This window comes from Streptomyces sp. NPDC020362 (genome assembly GCF_040642095.1).
Lineage (GTDB): Bacteria > Actinomycetota > Actinomycetes > Streptomycetales > Streptomycetaceae > Streptomyces.
Map to the genome: position 1 here is coordinate 1 of NZ_JBFAET010000196.1, position 16624 is coordinate 16624.

Consider the following 16624-nt stretch of genomic DNA (forward strand, 5'->3'; position numbering starts at 1 on the left):
CTCAATTGGGGCACAGGACTCCGGGCTGGGTCAAGCGGCGTAATGTCGGGGCTTGACATGCCGGCCCCGGAGCCCTAAATTCCGCGTCCTTGGCCATCTGCGGGACCATTTGAGGATGGCTGCGGGGTGGAGTGCGGCCTGTTCCTGACCTTTTCGAAGGGGTGTCGGGGGTGACGCTGAGCCATCGTCGCGGTGTGCCGGTGCTATGCGGTATGTGCAAGGGGGCGGTCTCCGGCCTCATGAACAGACGGCGCGAGAGCGGATTCGCATGCCGGCTGCCGAAGGCTTCGGGCGTGGCGAGAAGAACACGGTCATCGCCAAGGACCTGCGCGTCAGCCGGCGTTCGGTGGAACGCCGGAGGCGGTCCTGGCGCGAGAATGGCATAGAGGGCCTGCGCTGTTCCGGGCCGGCCAAGGCTCGCTAGGTGGGCGAGGAAGAGTTCGCTGCGCTCGAGGAGGAGCTGCTCAGAGGGGCTGTTCTCCACGGGGGCCGGACGAGCGGTGGACGCTTGCACGGATGCAGGTGCAGCTCGTGCACGTGCTGGGAATCGACTTGTCCGGCCGTGGCATGTGGGAACTGTTGCGCAGCCACGGCTGGTCCTCCCAGCGGCCGGCACGGCGAGCCATCGAGCGCAACGACGCGCCGTCGCGGGATGGATCAAGGAGACCTGGCCGTCGGCAAAGCCACTGCTGCGGCGCTCGGGGCCCGGCTCGTCTTCGAGGACGAGGCCGCTGTCTCGATGACGTCGCACCGCGGCCGCACGTGGGCTCCTCGCGGGCACACTCTTGCCGTCCGCTTCAATGGCGCGTCACACTGGCCGCCTTGGCCTGCTACAAGACCGGTGAACGAAGCTGGCTGATCTACCGGCCCCGCGTCCAGGGGTACCTGCGAGGTGATCACCGGGGCTTCACCTGGCAGGACTACCGAGACCTGATCGTGCGGGCCTACCTCCAACCGGTGGGCCCATCGTGGTCATCCGGGACAACCTCAACGTTGATCGCAGCGTGGCGTTACGGCAGTGGGCGGCGGGACAGGACTGGCTCACCATCATCCCGCTGCCTACCTACGCTCCCGACCTCAACCGGTCGAAGGTATCTGGGAAGTACGACGTGCTGTGAAGCGGTGAACGCGGCCGCACGATCTTCTTCCAGAACGAGAAGGCGTGCGACGCCCCGAACGCCGCCGCATCACCCATGACAGCATCGTCGGATACGCGGCCTGCAAGGTCGCGGACACGGTGAACCAACACGAGGCATGAGGCCTCGGCAGCTACCGCAACTACACGTCCGACCCGTCCATCGTGCAGGCACACGGCTTCCAGGTACCGGTGAAATCGGGGGTCAAGCTGCACGACATCCAGGTCATCTCCCTGGGCGGCAAGGGCCAGTACGCCCACGTCGTCAACGACATCGGCGCCCCCACCTCGGGCACGAGCACCACGCTGTCCAAGATCACCCAGTTCCCCTGACCCACCCGGGCCGACCAGTCCCGAGAACGTGACGGGCCGGACACCGACGGCGGTCGGTGCCCGGCCCGTCCGGTTCCGGAGTCACGCAGCGGCGGGACCGTTCACATGTGGTGCTTCAGATTCTCGGAGGGGCGGGCCAGTAGTTCGCCAGGCGGGTCGCCCGGGCACAGTCGTCCAGGTACAGCATGTGCCCGGTGTCGGACCCCGACTCCGTCAGGCAGTCGTGGCTGCCCGCGTTCTCCACCGCGCCGTCCGGACGGAGCCTCCACACCTGGTAGTCGCTACCGTCGCAGGGGACGGGAAGTACGGTCGGATGGCCGTGGATCGTGAGCGAATTGTCCACGCTCAGGCACAGGTCTGCCTGATGGACGGTGCCGTCGGCGTGGGCCTGCAGTGGTGTGGAGCCGGTGGAGCACTCCCCCTTGACCAGGCGGTCGGACCCGTCCAGCGTCAGGCACGGCGTGCCGCTGGCGGGAGGTTGCGCCGGTGGGTTGGAACCGGAGCTGGGCTGCGCCGGCGGGTTGGCACTGCTGCCGGGTTGCGCCGGAGCGGTGACGGTGGTGTCGGCTGAAGCGGTCGGTGTCCCGCAGTCGTGCGTGTTCGACGGATACGTCGTGCCTGTGTAGTGCACGAACGGCGCGAACGAGTTGTCCGACCCTTGCGGAAGCGGAATGCTGTGGGTCCCGGTGACGTGCCACGAGGCACCACCGGGGAGGTTGTAGAACGTCCAATCTCCGGTGACCACTACTCCCAGGGTTCCCTGCATGATGACACCCCAGTTTCCGGCTGGAACATTGAGCGTGTCGGTCTTCGTGCTCGTGTCGGAAGCGCCCCAGTTGTGTGAGTAGGCGAACTTCAGCGTCACGGTGACCTTGGTCTGCCCGACGAGTGGCAGCCCAAAGGTGTTCTCGAAGGCCGTACTCACCTCGGTGCCCACGCTGTTGCCCCACGTCTCGGTGTGCGACGAGCTGACGGTCAGCGGATTCGACGTGGTCGCCTGTGTGTTGTTCATCGAGCCAAGGACCTTGCAGTCCGTGACAGTGATCGGCGACTCCGACGTCTTGCGGAAATCGCACAACTCCTCATTGTTTCCGCACTGGGTGACGGCATAGTCGAAGGCGAGGGTATACAGCTTCTGGCTCAGGGAGTCGGCCTGGCCCGTCACCAGCCCCAGGCTGCCATCAGCGTTGGACGGGGCATTGGCTGTGGTGATGTACCACTCCTGGTTGGGGGCGAGAGGGCTTTTGCAGCCATACTCGCCGACCCATGCCGAGTCGTAGTCCCTTTCGTCGAGGAGATCCATGCAGCTGTCGTCCTTGACGCGCCTGATCAGCCATTTCGTCTCATGGCCGCTGCCACTCGCCGGCTGTATGTACCAGTTCTGGGTGTCCTGCCCCCGGCAGTCGTAGGTGATGCCCACCCGCCAGTTCCACCATGCCTGATCGAGGCACTTCCGGCTTGCGTCGCTGCGGATCCGGAAGGAACCGTCATCGTTCGGCACCAGCTGCCAACTCTGCGAGCCGAGGCCCACCGCATTCAGCGGCGCGTCCGAACCGTGGGCGGTGATGAGGTCCGCCGAGGTGGTCACGGTCTGAGTGGCGTCCGCGGTGTTCTCGAAGCTCAGGGCTCGGCGCGACTGCGCGGAGATGATCATTACGTTGGGCAGGCCGGCGTCGGTGCCGACCGCCTGCGCCTTGGGGGTCGTAAGGGGAGTGAGGAGGAGGAGGCATGCCGGGACAGTCACCAAGAACTTCACACGGAGGGGAATGCGCCCGGGTCTGCATTTTCCGGAGATCATGAAGGCTCCAGTTTCGCTTGGTTCCTTATGTGTTGACCGAGACACGGCGCCTGCAGAGACATTCCTGCTGTGGAACCAGGAACATGACCGCACGCCTATCGGCCGTCAATGATGAGCCGGCGCCGTGCAGAAGCGATTGGGAAAAAGATAGAGGGTCCAAAACGGCGAACGGGAGCGCAAAAATACCTGGTTCCCCAGCTTCGTCGTGCCGCGGTCCGTGCGCGGCACGCCTCCTGCCGATCCAGGGTTTCGGCGGGGCGGAATCCCATGATCTTGGAAGCCCGCGCCTGTCGCGTTCCCGGGACCCTTCGAACCGACAGAACGTCACGGGTTCGCGGGACCCGTCATCCGCCTCCGGCGCCCTCGGCCTCCCAGCGCAGTAGGTCGCCCGGCTGGCACTTGAGCACCTCGCAGAGCGCGGCGAGAGTCGCGAAGCGCACCGCCTTGGCGCGGCCGTTCTTGAGTACCGCCAGGTTGGCGGGCGTGCTGCCGACACGTTCCGCGAGCTCGCCCACGGACATCTTCCGCCTGGCCAGCATCACGTCGATGTCGACGACGATCGGCATCACATCACCTCGTCCAACTCCGTCCTCCATCTTGGCTGCTTCGACGTCTCGCGCGACGGCCTGGGCGAGCAGCATCCGCAGCACGAGCACGATGAGCGCGACCCCCAGGATGGCCACGCCGACCCCGCCCATGATGACGGTGACGCCCGGGTCGTCCCGCTGGCCCGGCGCATTGATGGCCGTGACCGCGAACCACACGAGAGCGGCCGCCACGATCGCGCCGATGATCCCGTCCACGTACCGGAAGGCGGCGTGGGAGAACACGGTTCCGCGTCGCACCATCGTCACCAGCCGCCATATGCAGACCAGGGCGGCCTGGGCCGACACCATGCCCAGGATCGTGATCATGCGCAGCGGGGTCAGCGGGAGCGACCCGTCCTCCGGGTCGGTGGCCAACGCCCACACCATCCCTGCCTGTACGAACACGGTGCCGGCGAGCACCACCACGAGCACGGCGCGCAGCGCACGCACTGTCAGCTTTCCCATGACCCACCCTTTGCCATCGATTCCTCACGCCGTTTGTCATGCCGTGCGGGCCATCAGCGGTGTGAGCTCGTAGCGTTGTCTGGCGCGCAGGAGAGCCCAGGGAAGCGTTGACCCGACGGCGGGCGAGTGCCATGACGGCCTGGGTGTGGTGCTTGCCCTCGGCTCCCTTGCGATCGTAGAACTGGCGGGACTCCTCGCATCTTCGGATGCTGAACAACGCTGAGGTGTGGAAGACGCGTTGAAGCCTGCGGTTGTATCGCTGGGGGCGCCCGATGTTGCCGCTGAACTTCCCGGAGTCCCGTGGTGCCCGACGATCCCGCCGAAGTCGGCGAGCCGGTCGGGAGTGCCGAAGAGGGCCATGTCGCCGTCGGCGGCGGCCAGGAACTCGGCGCCGAGGATGACGCCCAGGCTCGGCATACGTGGTGATCACGTCGGAGGTGTGGTGCTGACGAAACCGGGTCTTGATGAGCTGGTCGACCTCGCCGACCTGCCGGTTGCGGCCCATCACCGCGTTACCGACGCTGCGGTTGCGCAGCCAGGTCTCAAGGCGCCTGGCTCCAGCCCCGGGAAAATGCTGGTGAGATGGGACCGGAGCTGGTTGACGGTGCGGGTGCGGTCGGCGGCCAGGTCCATCCGCCGGCTGGTGAGGATCTTGAGGTCGGTCACAGTCTCGTCGCCGGTGGGTAAGGGACGCAGATCGCGGCGGATCCGGGCCTGGTCCGCGATGACAGCCGCGTGCTTGGCGTCGGTCCTGGCTTCGCCGCGGTAGCCCTCGGAGGCGCGGTGGATGGCCCGAAGTCCGAATGGCACCGGGTACCTGGTCGTCAGGCGAGCGGTGGGCTCGCGGGTTGTACGCGACCGGCGGTCCAGCGCACCTCTCGGGCGCGGATGCCCGGATGGCTTTTTGGGGACGCGGTCTCTTCCGCAGCCTTCAGCTGAGCTGCTCGGCCAGTCCGACGACGATGCCCTCGGGGCCGCGGACGTAGCAGAGCCGATAGCTGTCCTCGTACTGCGCCAGTTCGCCGACGAGTTCGGCGCCGTGGGTGCGCAGGCGGGCGACGACGTCCTCGATGTCGTCAACGGCGAACATGATGCGACGAATGCCCAGGGTGTTCGTCGGCACGTCCTTCGGCTCGGTGCTGATCGCCTTCGGTGAGTGGAACATCGCCAGCTCGATCCGGCCGTGGCCGTCCGGGGTCCGCAGCATGGCGACGTCCTGTCGGACGTCGTCGAGCCCGATGACACGCTCCACCCAACGTCCCTCGATCGGCGCCTTGCCCTCCAGCTCCATGCCAAGCTCGACGAAGAACGAAACAACAGCGTCAAGGTCGTCGACAACGATGAGGACGTTGTCCATCCGCTGGATCGTCATCCTCAGCCTCCTTGGTGCGGTACGGCCATGGTGGCCGCATCCGCACATGAGACGGAGCCGCCAGATCGTTCTCGACATCCTCTGCCACATCTTCGTCGAGAACCTCTTGACGGGGCAGTGACCGTTACGCGCCAGTCGTAGTGCTTCGACCGAGAACACCGCGGGTCAGAGGCCCTCTCGCTACCCTGCGGGCCAAACCCTCCCGCTCAGCCGGGCTGTGAAGCCCCAGGGTCTGCCCGATAGGTCGGGTGACGAACCCAATGGCGGGTCGGTCGGTCTGGGTATGAGGTGGGGCGATCCTCTGATCGAGAGTGGGCTCGGCTGGAGCCGCACCTTCCGAAGGACTCGGGTCGGGGTGGGCGTTGGAAGGACCACCGTACCGGCATCAACGGCATTCTCTCTCGGGTTCGGACCCGTGTTGCGTGGCGGGACCTGCCCGCGCGATTCGGCAGGTGGAAGACCTTTCATGATCGTCATCGGCGATGGTCGGCGGACGGAACATGGGACCGGGTCCCGCGTGCTGTCCAGGCCGACGCGGATGCAGAAGGCCGGATCGACTGGATTGTGGTCGGTGTGGACTCCACCCTGTGTCGTGGTCACCAGCATGCCGCCGGAGACCGCCATCGGCCGGCGCGGATACCCGGACGGCGACGCTGCCGACCCACCATGCATCGCTCCGACGAAGCGGCCGGCCGCTCACGTGGCGGGCTTGCGACAAAGGTTCCCCTGGTCCGTGAGGGCTGGCGCCGACCGCTAGTCGCCATGTTCACGGCCGGGCAGTGGGGCGACGGCCCGCAGTTGATCCCGGTCTTGGAACGCATCCGCGTCCCGCGCCCCACCGGAGGTCACCCGCGGGCACGTCCGTCCCACCTGTGTGGAGGCAACGCGTACAGCTCACATCGAAATCGCCGCTTCTGCGGCAAGCAGATCTCGCGCCCCACCCCCGAGCGCCGGGACCAACCAGCCAACCGTCGACGCCGCGGCAACCGGGGCGACAGGCCCACCGGCTTCGACCGAGCGCGCCACGCCCGCTGGAGCGAAGTCGGGCGGACAGTCGACGCGCTGAAGGGATCCCGTGCCGCGGCGACCAGGTACGACAAGAGGGCGTACGTCTCGCACGGCACGGTGACTCGCGCGTCGATCCGGCTTCGGCACCGTCAGCGAGCCGTCGGGCACTCCTTGGGAGGCACGGTTCACCGGCACAGGACTGTGTCCACGACACCGTCCATGTGCCCCTTGGCCGCCTGGCCTGGCTGCGTGGTCACGGCGACGTCGGCGGCACGGCCGTCCTCGGTGGCGCCGCCTCGGGTCTCGTATCCCGTCATGCTGCCGCCGTGGCCCCAGTACACACCGCCGCACGACAGCGGCGTGCTCACGAGTCCCAGCCCGTAACGGGCACCAGCGGGAAAGGGGTAACGGGCGGGGACGGTGGTGCGCATCTGGTCGAGCTGAGCCTTCGGGAGAAGCCGGCCGTCCAGCAGCGCGGTGAAGAATCGGTTCAGGTCGGAGTTGGTGGACACCATCTGGCCCGCGGCCCAGGCCCAGGAAGGGTCCCATTCCGTGGCGTCGACCAGAGGCGCGCCTGCCGAATCCTGGTAGTAACCCCTGGGATGGCGCTCCCGGATCGTCACCTCGCCGGGGGCGGGGAAGTAGGTGTCGTGCAATCCGATGCGTTTGATGACTCGCTGGTCGATCTCCTCGGCGAGGGGGCGGCCGGTGACCTTCTGAACGATCAGGCCGGCCACCAGGTAGTTCGTGTTGCTGTAGGCCCAATTCGTGCCCGGAGCGAAGTCGGCCTTGTGCTGGAGAGCGAGGTCGAGGAGTTCGCGGGGGCCGTAGTAGCGGATGTCGTCGCTGAGGTAGTTGCTGTAGTTGGGAAGTCCGCTGGTTTGCTGGAGTAGTTGGCGGACGGTGATGTGGCGTCCGTCGATCCCCTCCCCGTGGACGAGGCCGGGCACATAGGTGTCGACCGGGGCGTCAAGGCCGATCTTGCCTTCACCGACCAGTTGCAGCACGACCACCGCGGTGAACGTCTTGGTGTTGCTGCCGATGCGCACCTGACCGTCCCGGGGCACCCTGGCGCCGGTGGCCAGGTCGCCGACCCCCGCGGTGTAGGTGCGGGTGTGGCCGTCAGGGTCTGTGACGCTCGCCAGCGCGGCGGGCACGCCGTCGGTGTGCACCAGCGCGTTCAGACCCTTTTGGAGGGTGTCCGGCCTGGCGGTGGCAGACGCCGCGGACGGGGCAAGGGCGCCCATCGTCATGACGCCGACGACTACTGCGACCGCGGCCGGCACGGTTCTGCGCCGACCACACCGCCGCCCGGACGAACGAAACGTCTGCCATGCCTGCTCACGCACGAGCCAACTCCTACGGGATTGTTGGGAAACCAGCGGCGTATGGCCCCAGCATCTCCGGATACGACCGCGCGGGACGATCGTGCTACCCGCCCAGTTCCAGATAGGGCTACCCCCCGGGCGCGCTCAGTTGCGGAGAGCGGGGGCGGCGGGGGACGCCCTGGGTGGGGTGGCAACGTCAGGAGAGCGGACGCGACGAAGCCTGGAGTCAGCGGCCCGACCCGTCGGACACGCCCTGGTAGTGCAACGGTCCTTGCTGTGACGGTCGGGCAGGTTCTGGCGGTGTGTGGCCGCCTCGTTTGTAGCGGCTGACACGGGCGTGGTGTCGTCGGTGGCATCGGCAGTGTGACCATTGCAGGACGAGGTGGACGGGGGCCGGCCGGCGCTGGGTGAGACGGTGGCTCGAGGTGGCTGAGCGGGACGAGGCCGGAGGATCCGTTTCTGCATTCTCGGTGTCGAGCTCGCGGGCCCGCTCGGGAGTCCGGAGCCGGCCGCCGTGAAGCAACCGTCCAACCCGCCTTGAGCCGGCAGTCGCTGCGGCGGCACGGCAACCACCGCCTTGTGAAGTGCTGCCGAAGATCAGTTGCCGGGGCGGAACCGGAGCGCCGACCAGGTGTCGTCGATGGCGATCTGCCGCACGGGTCGCACGCCCTGTTCGGAAAGTGCGGCAGCCAGGGTGTCGCGGTTCAGATCCGTTCCGAGTTTCCCGCCCTTGGGGTAGGCCACCCAGGCGAGAGCATCGCGCTGCGCGGCGGCGAGCGCCGCCTGCGCATCCGCCCGTAGAAGGTCACCGGAGGCGGTCACGAAGACGAGCACCGCATCGGCCGAGGCCGCGTCCTCCGCAGCCTCGACGTCAAGGTGGACGTCGTCGGGCTTGCCCAGTACTGCGACACTCTGACCAGGCTTGATCTGCAGCTTGCTCATGACGGACATCCCCTGATCCTGCCACCCCAGGTGCAGGTCTGACCTCCAGGAGAGGCCAAGCCTTCCACCGCAGCACGCCAGCGAGGCCGGACAGGAACACTCTGCCGGGCCCCGCTGCCCGTCTGCACGCCTGCCGCCATCGCATGCCGATGGCGGAGAGTCGTCCTGTCCAACCGCAGGTTTCGCGATCAGTGGCTGGCGGGCCGGCCCGGGCTTATCAGTTTGGGAGGCCATGCAGTCGCTGGTGACAACACAGCGGGACCTGCGGGCGCAGATGGCCATGCCGGATCCGGACCGTTGGCAGGTGTACTTCGAGAACCCCTATCACCTGGTGCGTGAGACTCCTGCGGATCGAGCCCGCGCGCAGACGCACCTGCAGCGGCTCGCGCGCCCGCGATGCTCGGTCGGCCCAACTGACGGAGCGAGCTGGGCCTCGCCCGACAGTGCAGTTGCGTGTGATCGATGCTGTGCGACGATTCTCGGTGAACGCGAGGAGGGGCCAGTGAGGTTGCGCAACGTCTGCCCGGACGATGTCGATGCCTATGTCCGGATGCGATGCGATCCCGGCATGATGGCCGACCTCGGCGGGCCCCAGCCGCGCGAGGAGATGGAGGCCAAGGTCCGACGGGATGCCGAGCAGGCAGCGGCCGACCTTGCTTGGTTCAAGATGATCGTCCCCGATCCTGCCACCCCCGAGGTGGTGGCGGGGACAGTGACCCTCTGGTCCCACAACACCGATGACGGACCGATCTCCGAGATCGGCTGGATGGTTCTGCCTCAGTTCCAGGGGCAAGGGCTGGGCAAGCGTGCCGTCCGCGCTCTCCTGGAGCAGGCCAGGGACGAGGACCGATGGGGAGTCGTGCACGCCTTCCCGGCAACTGGCAACGCCGCCTCGAACGGCATCTGCAGCTCGCTCGGCTTCCGCTTTGTCTCCGAGACCGACGTGACCTTCGCCGGGCAGATCTTCAGGACCAACCACTGGTCCGTGGACCCGAGGACGGACCTGGCCTGAGGGCCATGACGACCTCACTGGGGTCGCGCGTTTCGGATCACCAGATCGTTGGTCTGGTGTGTCGTTGAGTGATGACCAATGGGCCAGGATTGCACCGTTGCTGCCGGACCGGACCCCGAAGCGGGGCGGGCGGTGGCGGAATCACCGTCAGGTGATCGAGGCGATCGCGTGCAAGTTCCGCACAGCTCGCGAGCTTGGTGATGCAGCGCTCGACGGTGTTGCGCTGCCGTAGGACAGGCCCTGGTCAACTGCGGCGCTGGGTGTGGCCCTCATGATCGGCGTGCACGAGGTCGGCCCCTTCCACATGCTGATGGGGGACTGACCCCAGGGCCCATGCCGACCTGTCAAGCCCGGCCAGAGCCGGGCACGGACGGCAGCCGCACGGCGGCCGCACGGCAGCCCTGGCCAACCAGGAACAGCGGGCGGCCGCTCCTGGCGGTACTCCACCACTTCCAGGTGCGAGGCGGCTCTGCTTCCACCGTCGCTCCCGCTGTAACCGGCGGCGGAGCCGGGCCCTTCGGGCGCCCGGCTCCGCCGTGCGGTGGTCAGCTGTCGCTGCTCCGGCCTCGGCTCCGCTGACGAAGCTCGATCCGGTTACCGTCGGGATCGAATGCCGTGATGCGAACACCGAAGGGATAGGGGACCGGTTCGGGATCGGCGAACTTGACGCCGCGCGACTGGAGCACTTTGAACTCTTCGGTCAGGTCGTCGGACTCGAGGAATATCGGACCCGGCACGATGCCCGACTCCGCGCCCTCGACCCCCGGGTCATGCCCCGTGCCGCCCGGCCACAGGATGATCTCGACAGGGCCATCGCCCGGAGCGACCGTCAGGAAGCGCCCGTCAGGACCCGGGTAATCGACTCGCTTCTGCAGTCCGAGACTTTCTGTGTAGAACGCCAGAGCCCGGTCCTGGTCGGTCACATAAACCGTCACATACATCAGGTTCTTCAACATTGCCTTCTCCTCGTTCGTTTCATGCGCCTCGTCGGCGATCCGGTCACATCGACCGTGTTCTGTGGTCCCTCCGGATGACGTGCCAAGACGAGGGAATGTGACAGCGGGCGTCCATCCGTAGCTGACCGGGCGGTTCCAACAGCACCGACGCCGCCTTGGCGGCTCCCGTGCCGCTCGGGTTCCTGTGTGGCGTCGCCGACAACGTGCACCTGCAGTGGCCGCTGAACTCCTGCCGCCGCCGGCTCGCGCTGGTGGTCGGCCAGGCCTGGTCGCTTCACCCCGGCGTACCGCACCCCGCTGGAACGCGAACTCGCCTCGTGAACCCGGGTCCGCGGCACGTGCGCCTGCCCGAATCCGGTGCCAAGCAACGTGATCTTCATGTCGTCGCTCTGGGACGGGCAGGACGTCCGCTCGCACATCCGCCTCTGGTCGGAGCATGCGGTGGCCGGCGCTGCGCGGCCCCGCCCGGCGAACTCCGCCCCGCCCGGACACCTCGACGCCAGCAGCCCAATAGGTCACTGAATGTCACAAGGAGAGAGCCACCAAAGCCCCGTACCTCTGCGGCTGAACAAGCCCGACTCGCGTCCACGGGCATCCGCGCGTCCGCCGCCTGATCCCCTGCGCTGGTCATGTCCCGCCGAGTGGTGTAGCCGTGACCAGGCGAAGATGCAGGCCGCGCACACGTGCAGTCGGCCGGCAGCCGCACCAACTGACACGCCAACCGCTGGGTGCGGTGATCGCGACGACCCCCGCTGAGGGCGACGGGACTGCCCTTGGCGAACGTTGCGTCGCCTCGGGAACGCCACGCCGATAGAACCAAGGACTGTTGCGCATCAGGTTCACGCCGTTCCAGGAGAATCCCACGCGATCGTGGGAGTGCTGCCCCGAGCCGTTGGAGACCGTCTGCCGCCAGGACGAGCAGGAGGTAGCTCCCACGAGGGGCCATGATCGTCCGCGCGGACGACGCCCCGTCATCGAGGTCCAGCGACATTGGAGTCATGCCAATCAAGCTCACTCCGGCCGATACCGAGCGTCCGGTCCTGCGCTGGGCTCTCCGGCTCGCCAGGGCCTTGCCGTTCGTCGTACTGCCGCAGTGTCCATGGCGTCGGCTGTTTGCCTTCAACTTCAGGATGGGGGCTATACAACCGCCAGGGCTTCTTCCGTGGTGAGCCCTGGGGTACGTCGTCGGGCTCAGTTTGCTCACCAGGCGCTGGCCCTGCTGTGCACCGGCCTGGTCAGCGGGTGGGGCGAGATCGTATCGGCCTGGGTCCCGTTGTTCGGCGGTCGGCGAATTGCGCCGCTCGCCGCGATCATTCCCGCGTCCTTGGGTGGCCTGGGCTTGGGCACATTGTGGGACACCATGCCGCTCGCCTGGTTCGGTCTATTGGATTTCCACGAGTTCGACTTCAGCGATGGGTGGGAAGGTGCTGGCGCGTGCGTGCATCAGCCCCGTGATGCTGTCGGGCCCGATCACGCTGGCACTGACCTGCGCCTACCACCGGCGTCGCCGATCCGCCTGACTCCCCGGTCCTAGAGCAGCGCGGGCTACTCCCTGTTGGTGGTTACGGGAAAGGGCGCCCGCATGAGTTACGTCTGGACGCCCTGTGCGCTGTGCTGTGCGGGTCCCGATCCGGACGGGACCTTGGTCTCTGACGAACTCGTGTGTGGTTGGCGGTGGTGGGTTGGGGCCGTGGTCGCTGATCACGGTCTGTGTGGTGGCGAACCAGGCACGTAACAGCGATTATCCGGAGTCGGCATCGACGTGGCCGTGGGCGCCGAGGTCTCCGGTCGAGGTCACGGTCAAGAGCAGCCTGGTGGCCGTGTCGAGCACGTCGGCGCGGCTGCGTATGCCATGATCGGCGGCCAGGAAGTGTTTGCCGACGGCGAGTGAGAACGCGAGCAGGCTGCGGGCCTCGACTTCGTCTTGGTCGCTGCAGAAGATGCTGAACAGCGAGCGTGCGTAGTCCATTCTGCGGTTGTCGACGCGTCGGAGGCGTTCAGCGACCGCCGGATCGCGCCGGGCCCAGTCACGGACAGCGAGGTCAATCGGCAGCAGGGTGTCGGAGAAGGTGAGTGCGCCCGCGCGCCGTACCTTCTCCCTGGCGTCACCGCCCTCGGTCTCGACGCGCTCGATCACCTCGTCGATGCTCATCCGCTCCCAGGTGTCGAGCATCTCCTCCAGTAGTGCGCCCCGGTCCTTGAAATGCCAGTAGAAGCCGCCTCTGGTCACGCCCAGCGCTTTGGCCAGCGGCTCGACCCGCACAGCGTTCGGACCGCCCGCAGCAAGGGCTCGTAGCCCGGCTTCGATCCACGTGCTGCGGGGGGTGCGTGTCGGTGCCGCCATTGGTTTCTCCTCGTCTGTCTCGTCCGTCACAGAGTCTTCGTCTTCCCCCTGCCACCGTACGGCGGCTACCTTTCATCCATACACAATTGTATGGATGGGGTTCGCTCATGAGACTCCCGAACACCGCACACACATCCCAGCCGTGGCGCATCCACGAGCTCACCGGCGATTTCCGACTCGAAGACGTCTGGGCGCTCCCGACGCCGGGCGGTCCGGACGACCTCTCCCGACTGGTGGCGCTGATGGCCTCGGGTGATCCGTCGTCGAACTGGTCTCCTGCCGCTCGCACGCTCTGGGCGCTCCGGTGGAAGATCGGGGCGCTGCTCGGCTGGGACACATCAGGTGCCGACGTGGGCACGCGGGTTGGGTCACTGCACGATCGGATGCCACCGGACCTGCGCGAGGCACCGGGCCCGGAGTCCCCTGCGTCCCGGTTCACCTCCTTGTACCTGCTCAGGGACGAGTGGGCCGCAGAGGTGGCCAACCGGACCATGCACGGGGTGATGCATATCGGCTGGGTGCCGGACGGAACCGGCGGGTACCACGGCCAGATGGCAGTCCTGGTGAAGCCGAACGGACTGTCCGGAAGGGCCTACATGGCCGCGATCGCGCCGTTTCGACATCTGGTCGTGTACCCGTCGCTGATCGCGGCGATCGGGCGGCGCTGGCAAGCGCTCGCCAACACTCCAACGCCACAAATGAGGAGTACCGATGGTTGATTCCACGCCCCATCCGCGGGTCCCGGACAGGGTGCGCCACGTCCCGGTGCCACCCTCCGCGCATGCCCTCAGCACACTTGCCCGGATCGACTACGAGAACGCGGTGCTCGCCGCCGTCGGTCCAGCTCACGACCGCACCGCCGAGCAATGGGCGCGAGCCGTCCTGGAAGACGCACCCGCCGACACACGGCAGGCCCTCACGCAGGGATGGACGTCGCTCGGCCTGCACCTCGGTCCAGCCCAGTCCGACGGATACGTGCTCGGCTGGCCGGTGCGCCACAGCACCCCGGACAACGCGCTCCTCGCCCCCGACCCCACCGTCGGTCTGCACGGCCAGCTGCTCTTCCAGCGGCGGCAGCACACACTGCTGCTGGCATGCTTCATCCAACTGGACGACGACACAGCACGCGCCCTGTGGGCCCCGGTCGAGAGCCGACACCCCGAGGTCATGTACCAGCTTCTCGAACAGGCCGTATCACGGACGGCGCAGGCCTGACCACCTCAGCACATGCTTCTTGACGGTGCCCCTTCCCGTGGTCTGGCTGATCGTGGTCGGGTAACGCGCGGGTCTCTGCTCGGGGCGTGCACCCATTGTCGGTGCCTGCACCCTGAACAAGGAGCAGGCTACCGCGCGAGTCCCTGGTGAACGGCCAGTTCAACCAGAGGAGCACACGATGACCTTGTCCCAGTCTGACCTGATGCGGCTGCTGGAGTCACTACGCGCAGCCGACGGGGTTGAGGCAATCCGGGAGCTGTGCGAACGCATCCTGTAAGAACTCATCGAGGCCGAGGCCACCGAAGTCATCGGCGTCGCCCCCAGCGAGCACTCTGACCAGCACATCACTTGCCGCAACGGCCACCGCGAGAGGCTGCTGACCACCCGGGCCGGCGACCTCGACCTGAAGATCCCCAGGGTACGGACCGGATCGTTCTTCCCCTCCCTGCTGGAGCGGCGCCGGCGGATCGACCTGGCCCTGTTCGCAGAGGTGATGGAGGCATACGTGCACGGGGTCTCGACCCGCTCGGTCGACGACCTGGTCAAAGCCCTGGGTGCGGACAGCGGGATCTCAAATCCGAGGTGTCATGGATCTGCGGCGGGCTCGACGAAGAACTCGACGCGTTCAAGGAACGGCCGCTGGACCACACCGTCTTCCCCTACGTCTTCATGGACGCCACCTACTACAAGGCCCGGGTCAACCACCGGATCGTGTCCCGAGCCGTGGTCGTCGCCACCGGGATCTCCGCCACCGGCCACCGCGAGATCCTCGGGCTGATGGCCGACGACAGCGAGTCGAAGCCGTTCTGGACCAAGTTCCTGCGCTCCTTACGAGCCCGCGGTCTGGAGAACGTCCAGCTGGTGATCTCCGACAGCCACAGCGGGCTCGTGGCCGCGATCCGCACCGTCTTCCTCGGCGCGGCATGGCAAAGGTGCAGGGTTAACTTCGTGCGAGACGTCTTGGCGGTGATCGACAAGGGCCGGGCGAGATGGTGGCGGCCACCATCCGCACCATCTGCGCGCAGACCACCGCCAACGCCGTCGGCACGCAGCTGAACGTGGTCGCCGACATACTCGGACGTCAGTTCCCCCAGGTCAAGACGAGGCTGCTGGAAGCCGCCGGGGATCACCGCATTCGCGGACTTCCCGCCCGCACACTGCAAGAAGATGCTGGTCCAGGAACCCGCTGAAGGGCTGAACCGGGAGATCAGGCGAAGGGCCGACGTCGTCCAGGTCTTCCCCAACCCTGCGTCCCTCGACCGGCTCGCCGCCGCGGTCCTGGCCGGGCTCCACGACGAGTGGCAGGTCTTCGACCGGAGATTGGCCAGTCACCCACCGTCGCGATGGCCCCTTCCGACCGGCACAACAGCAGCCGACCCCAGCCCAGCCTCCTCAGACCTTGGGCGGACCCGTCAACTCCGGCCATCAAACAATCGCCTTGGAAAGTTTTCCAATCATCTTGCGTCAATTCTGGGCGGACTTATCCCGCGGCGGGCTGACGTGCCTACGGTGCGGTTACGGGCGGGTGAGGAACCGGAGCCCGCCGCAGCAGACAACCAAGGGGAGGCGCCGATGGCGAGTGTGGAAGTGGCTCTGAAGGAGATGATGACCGGGGTCGAGGGGGCATTGGGGGCGGCCGTCGTCGACTACACCAGTGGCATGGCCCTCGGCACCCTGGGCGGGGGCAGGGACCTGGACCTGACGGTCGCCGCAGCCGGGAACACGGACGTGATCCGCGCGAAGGTGCGCACCATGGAGCATCTGGGCCTTGAGAGCCAGATCGAGGACATCCTGATCACGCTGGAAGGTCAGTACCACCTCATCCGGCTGGTGACCGGCCGACAGGGCAACGGCCTGTTCCTCTACCTCGTCATTGAAAAGGCCCGCTCGAACCTGGCCATGGCCCGCCATCAGCTCAAGCGGATCGAAGAGCAACTCGAGGTCTAGGCCGCTCCAAGGGCCGGGCTGACACACGCCCATGAATTGAAGACTTCTTCAAGCCATCACATGGAGAGGATGACAATTCATGAACGAGAGGCGCCCGGACCAAGAAGAATGAGCAGGCAGGACACATATCGCGGTGGAGTCCTCAGGACGCCACCGCGATATGAGAAGCCACCCCGACTCGC

Annotated in this window: 15 protein-coding genes and 5 pseudogenes; 11 read left to right on the plus strand and 9 right to left on the minus strand. The window is 67.0% G+C overall.

The window, feature by feature from the left end:
* Positions 1 to 268: 268 nt before the first annotated feature.
* The 3 genes and pseudogenes from AB0H32_RS39370 to AB0H32_RS39380 all read left to right on the plus strand — a co-directional run.
* The gene (locus tag AB0H32_RS39370; protein ID WP_361131505.1) at positions 269 to 424 is read left to right on the plus strand and encodes a helix-turn-helix domain-containing protein; all 156 of its coding nucleotides are present in this window, start codon (positions 269 to 271) and stop codon (positions 422 to 424) included.
* 92 nt (positions 425 to 516) lie between these two features.
* Positions 517 to 579 (plus strand): annotated as a pseudogene (locus tag AB0H32_RS39375) (hypothetical protein); the annotation flags it as partial.
* Positions 580 to 1100: 521 nt separating this feature from the next.
* Positions 1101 to 1468: pseudogene (locus tag AB0H32_RS39380) on the plus strand (hypothetical protein); the annotation flags it as partial.
* Between the two features lie 115 nt (positions 1469 to 1583).
* Here the strand turns inward: AB0H32_RS39380 and AB0H32_RS39385 are convergent.
* The 3 genes and pseudogenes from AB0H32_RS39385 to AB0H32_RS39395 form a co-directional block, all read right to left on the minus strand.
* Complete coding sequence (locus tag AB0H32_RS39385; protein WP_361131508.1) at positions 1584 to 3224, minus strand: ricin-type beta-trefoil lectin domain protein; 1641 nt, start codon at positions 3222 to 3224, stop codon at positions 1584 to 1586.
* Positions 3225 to 3610: 386 nt separating this feature from the next.
* A complete protein-coding gene (locus AB0H32_RS39390; protein ID WP_361131511.1) occupies positions 3611 to 3832 on the minus strand; it encodes a helix-turn-helix transcriptional regulator in 222 nt (73 codons plus the stop codon).
* Positions 3832 to 4318, minus strand: a pseudogene (locus AB0H32_RS39395) (DUF2975 domain-containing protein). The gene AB0H32_RS39390 and the pseudogene AB0H32_RS39395 overlap by 1 nt, the downstream one beginning before the upstream one ends.
* Before the next feature lie 303 nt (positions 4319 to 4621).
* Here AB0H32_RS39395 and AB0H32_RS39400 point away from each other — a divergent pair.
* Entirely contained in the window at positions 4622 to 4744 is a 123-nt protein-coding gene (locus tag AB0H32_RS39400; protein ID WP_361131514.1) for a hypothetical protein, read from the plus strand.
* Positions 4745 to 4822: 78 nt separating this feature from the next.
* Here the strand turns inward: AB0H32_RS39400 and AB0H32_RS39405 are convergent, their stop codons facing one another.
* Positions 4823 to 5128: a transposase gene (locus AB0H32_RS39405; RefSeq protein WP_361131517.1), complete on the minus strand. Its 306-nt coding sequence runs from the start codon at positions 5126 to 5128 to the stop codon at positions 4823 to 4825.
* A 121-nt stretch (positions 5129 to 5249) separates the two neighbouring features.
* Positions 5250 to 5690, minus strand: coding sequence for a VOC family protein (locus AB0H32_RS39410; protein ID WP_361131520.1), 441 nt, complete (start codon positions 5688 to 5690; stop codon positions 5250 to 5252).
* Positions 5691 to 5978: 288 nt separating this feature from the next.
* Here AB0H32_RS39410 and AB0H32_RS39415 point away from each other — a divergent pair.
* Positions 5979 to 6839, plus strand: a pseudogene (locus AB0H32_RS39415) (IS5 family transposase); the annotation flags it as partial.
* 44 nt (positions 6840 to 6883) lie between these two features.
* Here AB0H32_RS39415 and AB0H32_RS39420 read toward each other — a convergent pair.
* Complete coding sequence (locus tag AB0H32_RS39420; RefSeq protein ID WP_361131523.1) at positions 6884 to 8047, minus strand: serine hydrolase domain-containing protein; 1164 nt, start codon at positions 8045 to 8047, stop codon at positions 6884 to 6886.
* 576 nt (positions 8048 to 8623) lie between these two features.
* Complete coding sequence (locus AB0H32_RS39425; RefSeq protein ID WP_361131526.1) at positions 8624 to 8968, minus strand: hypothetical protein; 345 nt, start codon at positions 8966 to 8968, stop codon at positions 8624 to 8626.
* Between the two features lie 502 nt (positions 8969 to 9470).
* Here AB0H32_RS39425 and AB0H32_RS39430 point away from each other — a divergent pair.
* Both AB0H32_RS39430 and AB0H32_RS39435 read left to right on the plus strand, forming a co-directional pair.
* Positions 9471 to 9980: a GNAT family N-acetyltransferase gene (locus tag AB0H32_RS39430; RefSeq protein WP_361131541.1), complete on the plus strand. Its 510-nt coding sequence runs from the start codon at positions 9471 to 9473 to the stop codon at positions 9978 to 9980.
* 58 nt (positions 9981 to 10038) lie between these two features.
* On the plus strand, positions 10039 to 10212 hold the full coding sequence (locus AB0H32_RS39435; RefSeq protein WP_361131529.1) for a transposase: 174 nt from the start codon (positions 10039 to 10041) through the stop codon (positions 10210 to 10212).
* 313 nt (positions 10213 to 10525) lie between these two features.
* On the opposite strand, the gene AB0H32_RS39440 is transcribed toward AB0H32_RS39435, so the two are convergent.
* The gene (locus tag AB0H32_RS39440) at positions 10526 to 10936 is read right to left on the minus strand and encodes a VOC family protein (RefSeq protein WP_361131532.1); all 411 of its coding nucleotides are present in this window, start codon (positions 10934 to 10936) and stop codon (positions 10526 to 10528) included.
* Positions 10937 to 12677: 1741 nt separating this feature from the next.
* Positions 12678 to 13280 (minus strand): TetR/AcrR family transcriptional regulator, encoded by a 603-nt coding sequence (locus tag AB0H32_RS39445; protein WP_361131544.1) that lies wholly within the window; start codon positions 13278 to 13280, stop codon positions 12678 to 12680.
* A 107-nt stretch (positions 13281 to 13387) separates the two neighbouring features.
* On the opposite strand from AB0H32_RS39445, the gene AB0H32_RS39450 reads away from it, so the two are divergent.
* The 4 genes and pseudogenes from AB0H32_RS39450 to AB0H32_RS39465 all read left to right on the plus strand — a co-directional run bounded on the left by AB0H32_RS39450 (position 13388) and on the right by AB0H32_RS39465 (position 16442).
* Positions 13388 to 13999: a DUF2867 domain-containing protein gene (locus AB0H32_RS39450; protein ID WP_361131535.1), complete on the plus strand. Its 612-nt coding sequence runs from the start codon at positions 13388 to 13390 to the stop codon at positions 13997 to 13999.
* Entirely contained in the window at positions 13992 to 14495 is a 504-nt protein-coding gene (locus AB0H32_RS39455) for a hypothetical protein (protein WP_361131538.1), read from the plus strand. The genes AB0H32_RS39450 and AB0H32_RS39455 overlap by 8 nt, the downstream gene beginning before the upstream one ends.
* A 307-nt stretch (positions 14496 to 14802) precedes the next feature.
* Positions 14803 to 15740: pseudogene (locus AB0H32_RS39460) on the plus strand (IS256 family transposase); the annotation flags it as partial.
* Between the two features lie 327 nt (positions 15741 to 16067).
* The gene (locus tag AB0H32_RS39465; protein ID WP_361131547.1) at positions 16068 to 16442 is read left to right on the plus strand and encodes a hypothetical protein; all 375 of its coding nucleotides are present in this window, start codon (positions 16068 to 16070) and stop codon (positions 16440 to 16442) included.
* Positions 16443 to 16624: the final 182 nt, after the last annotated feature.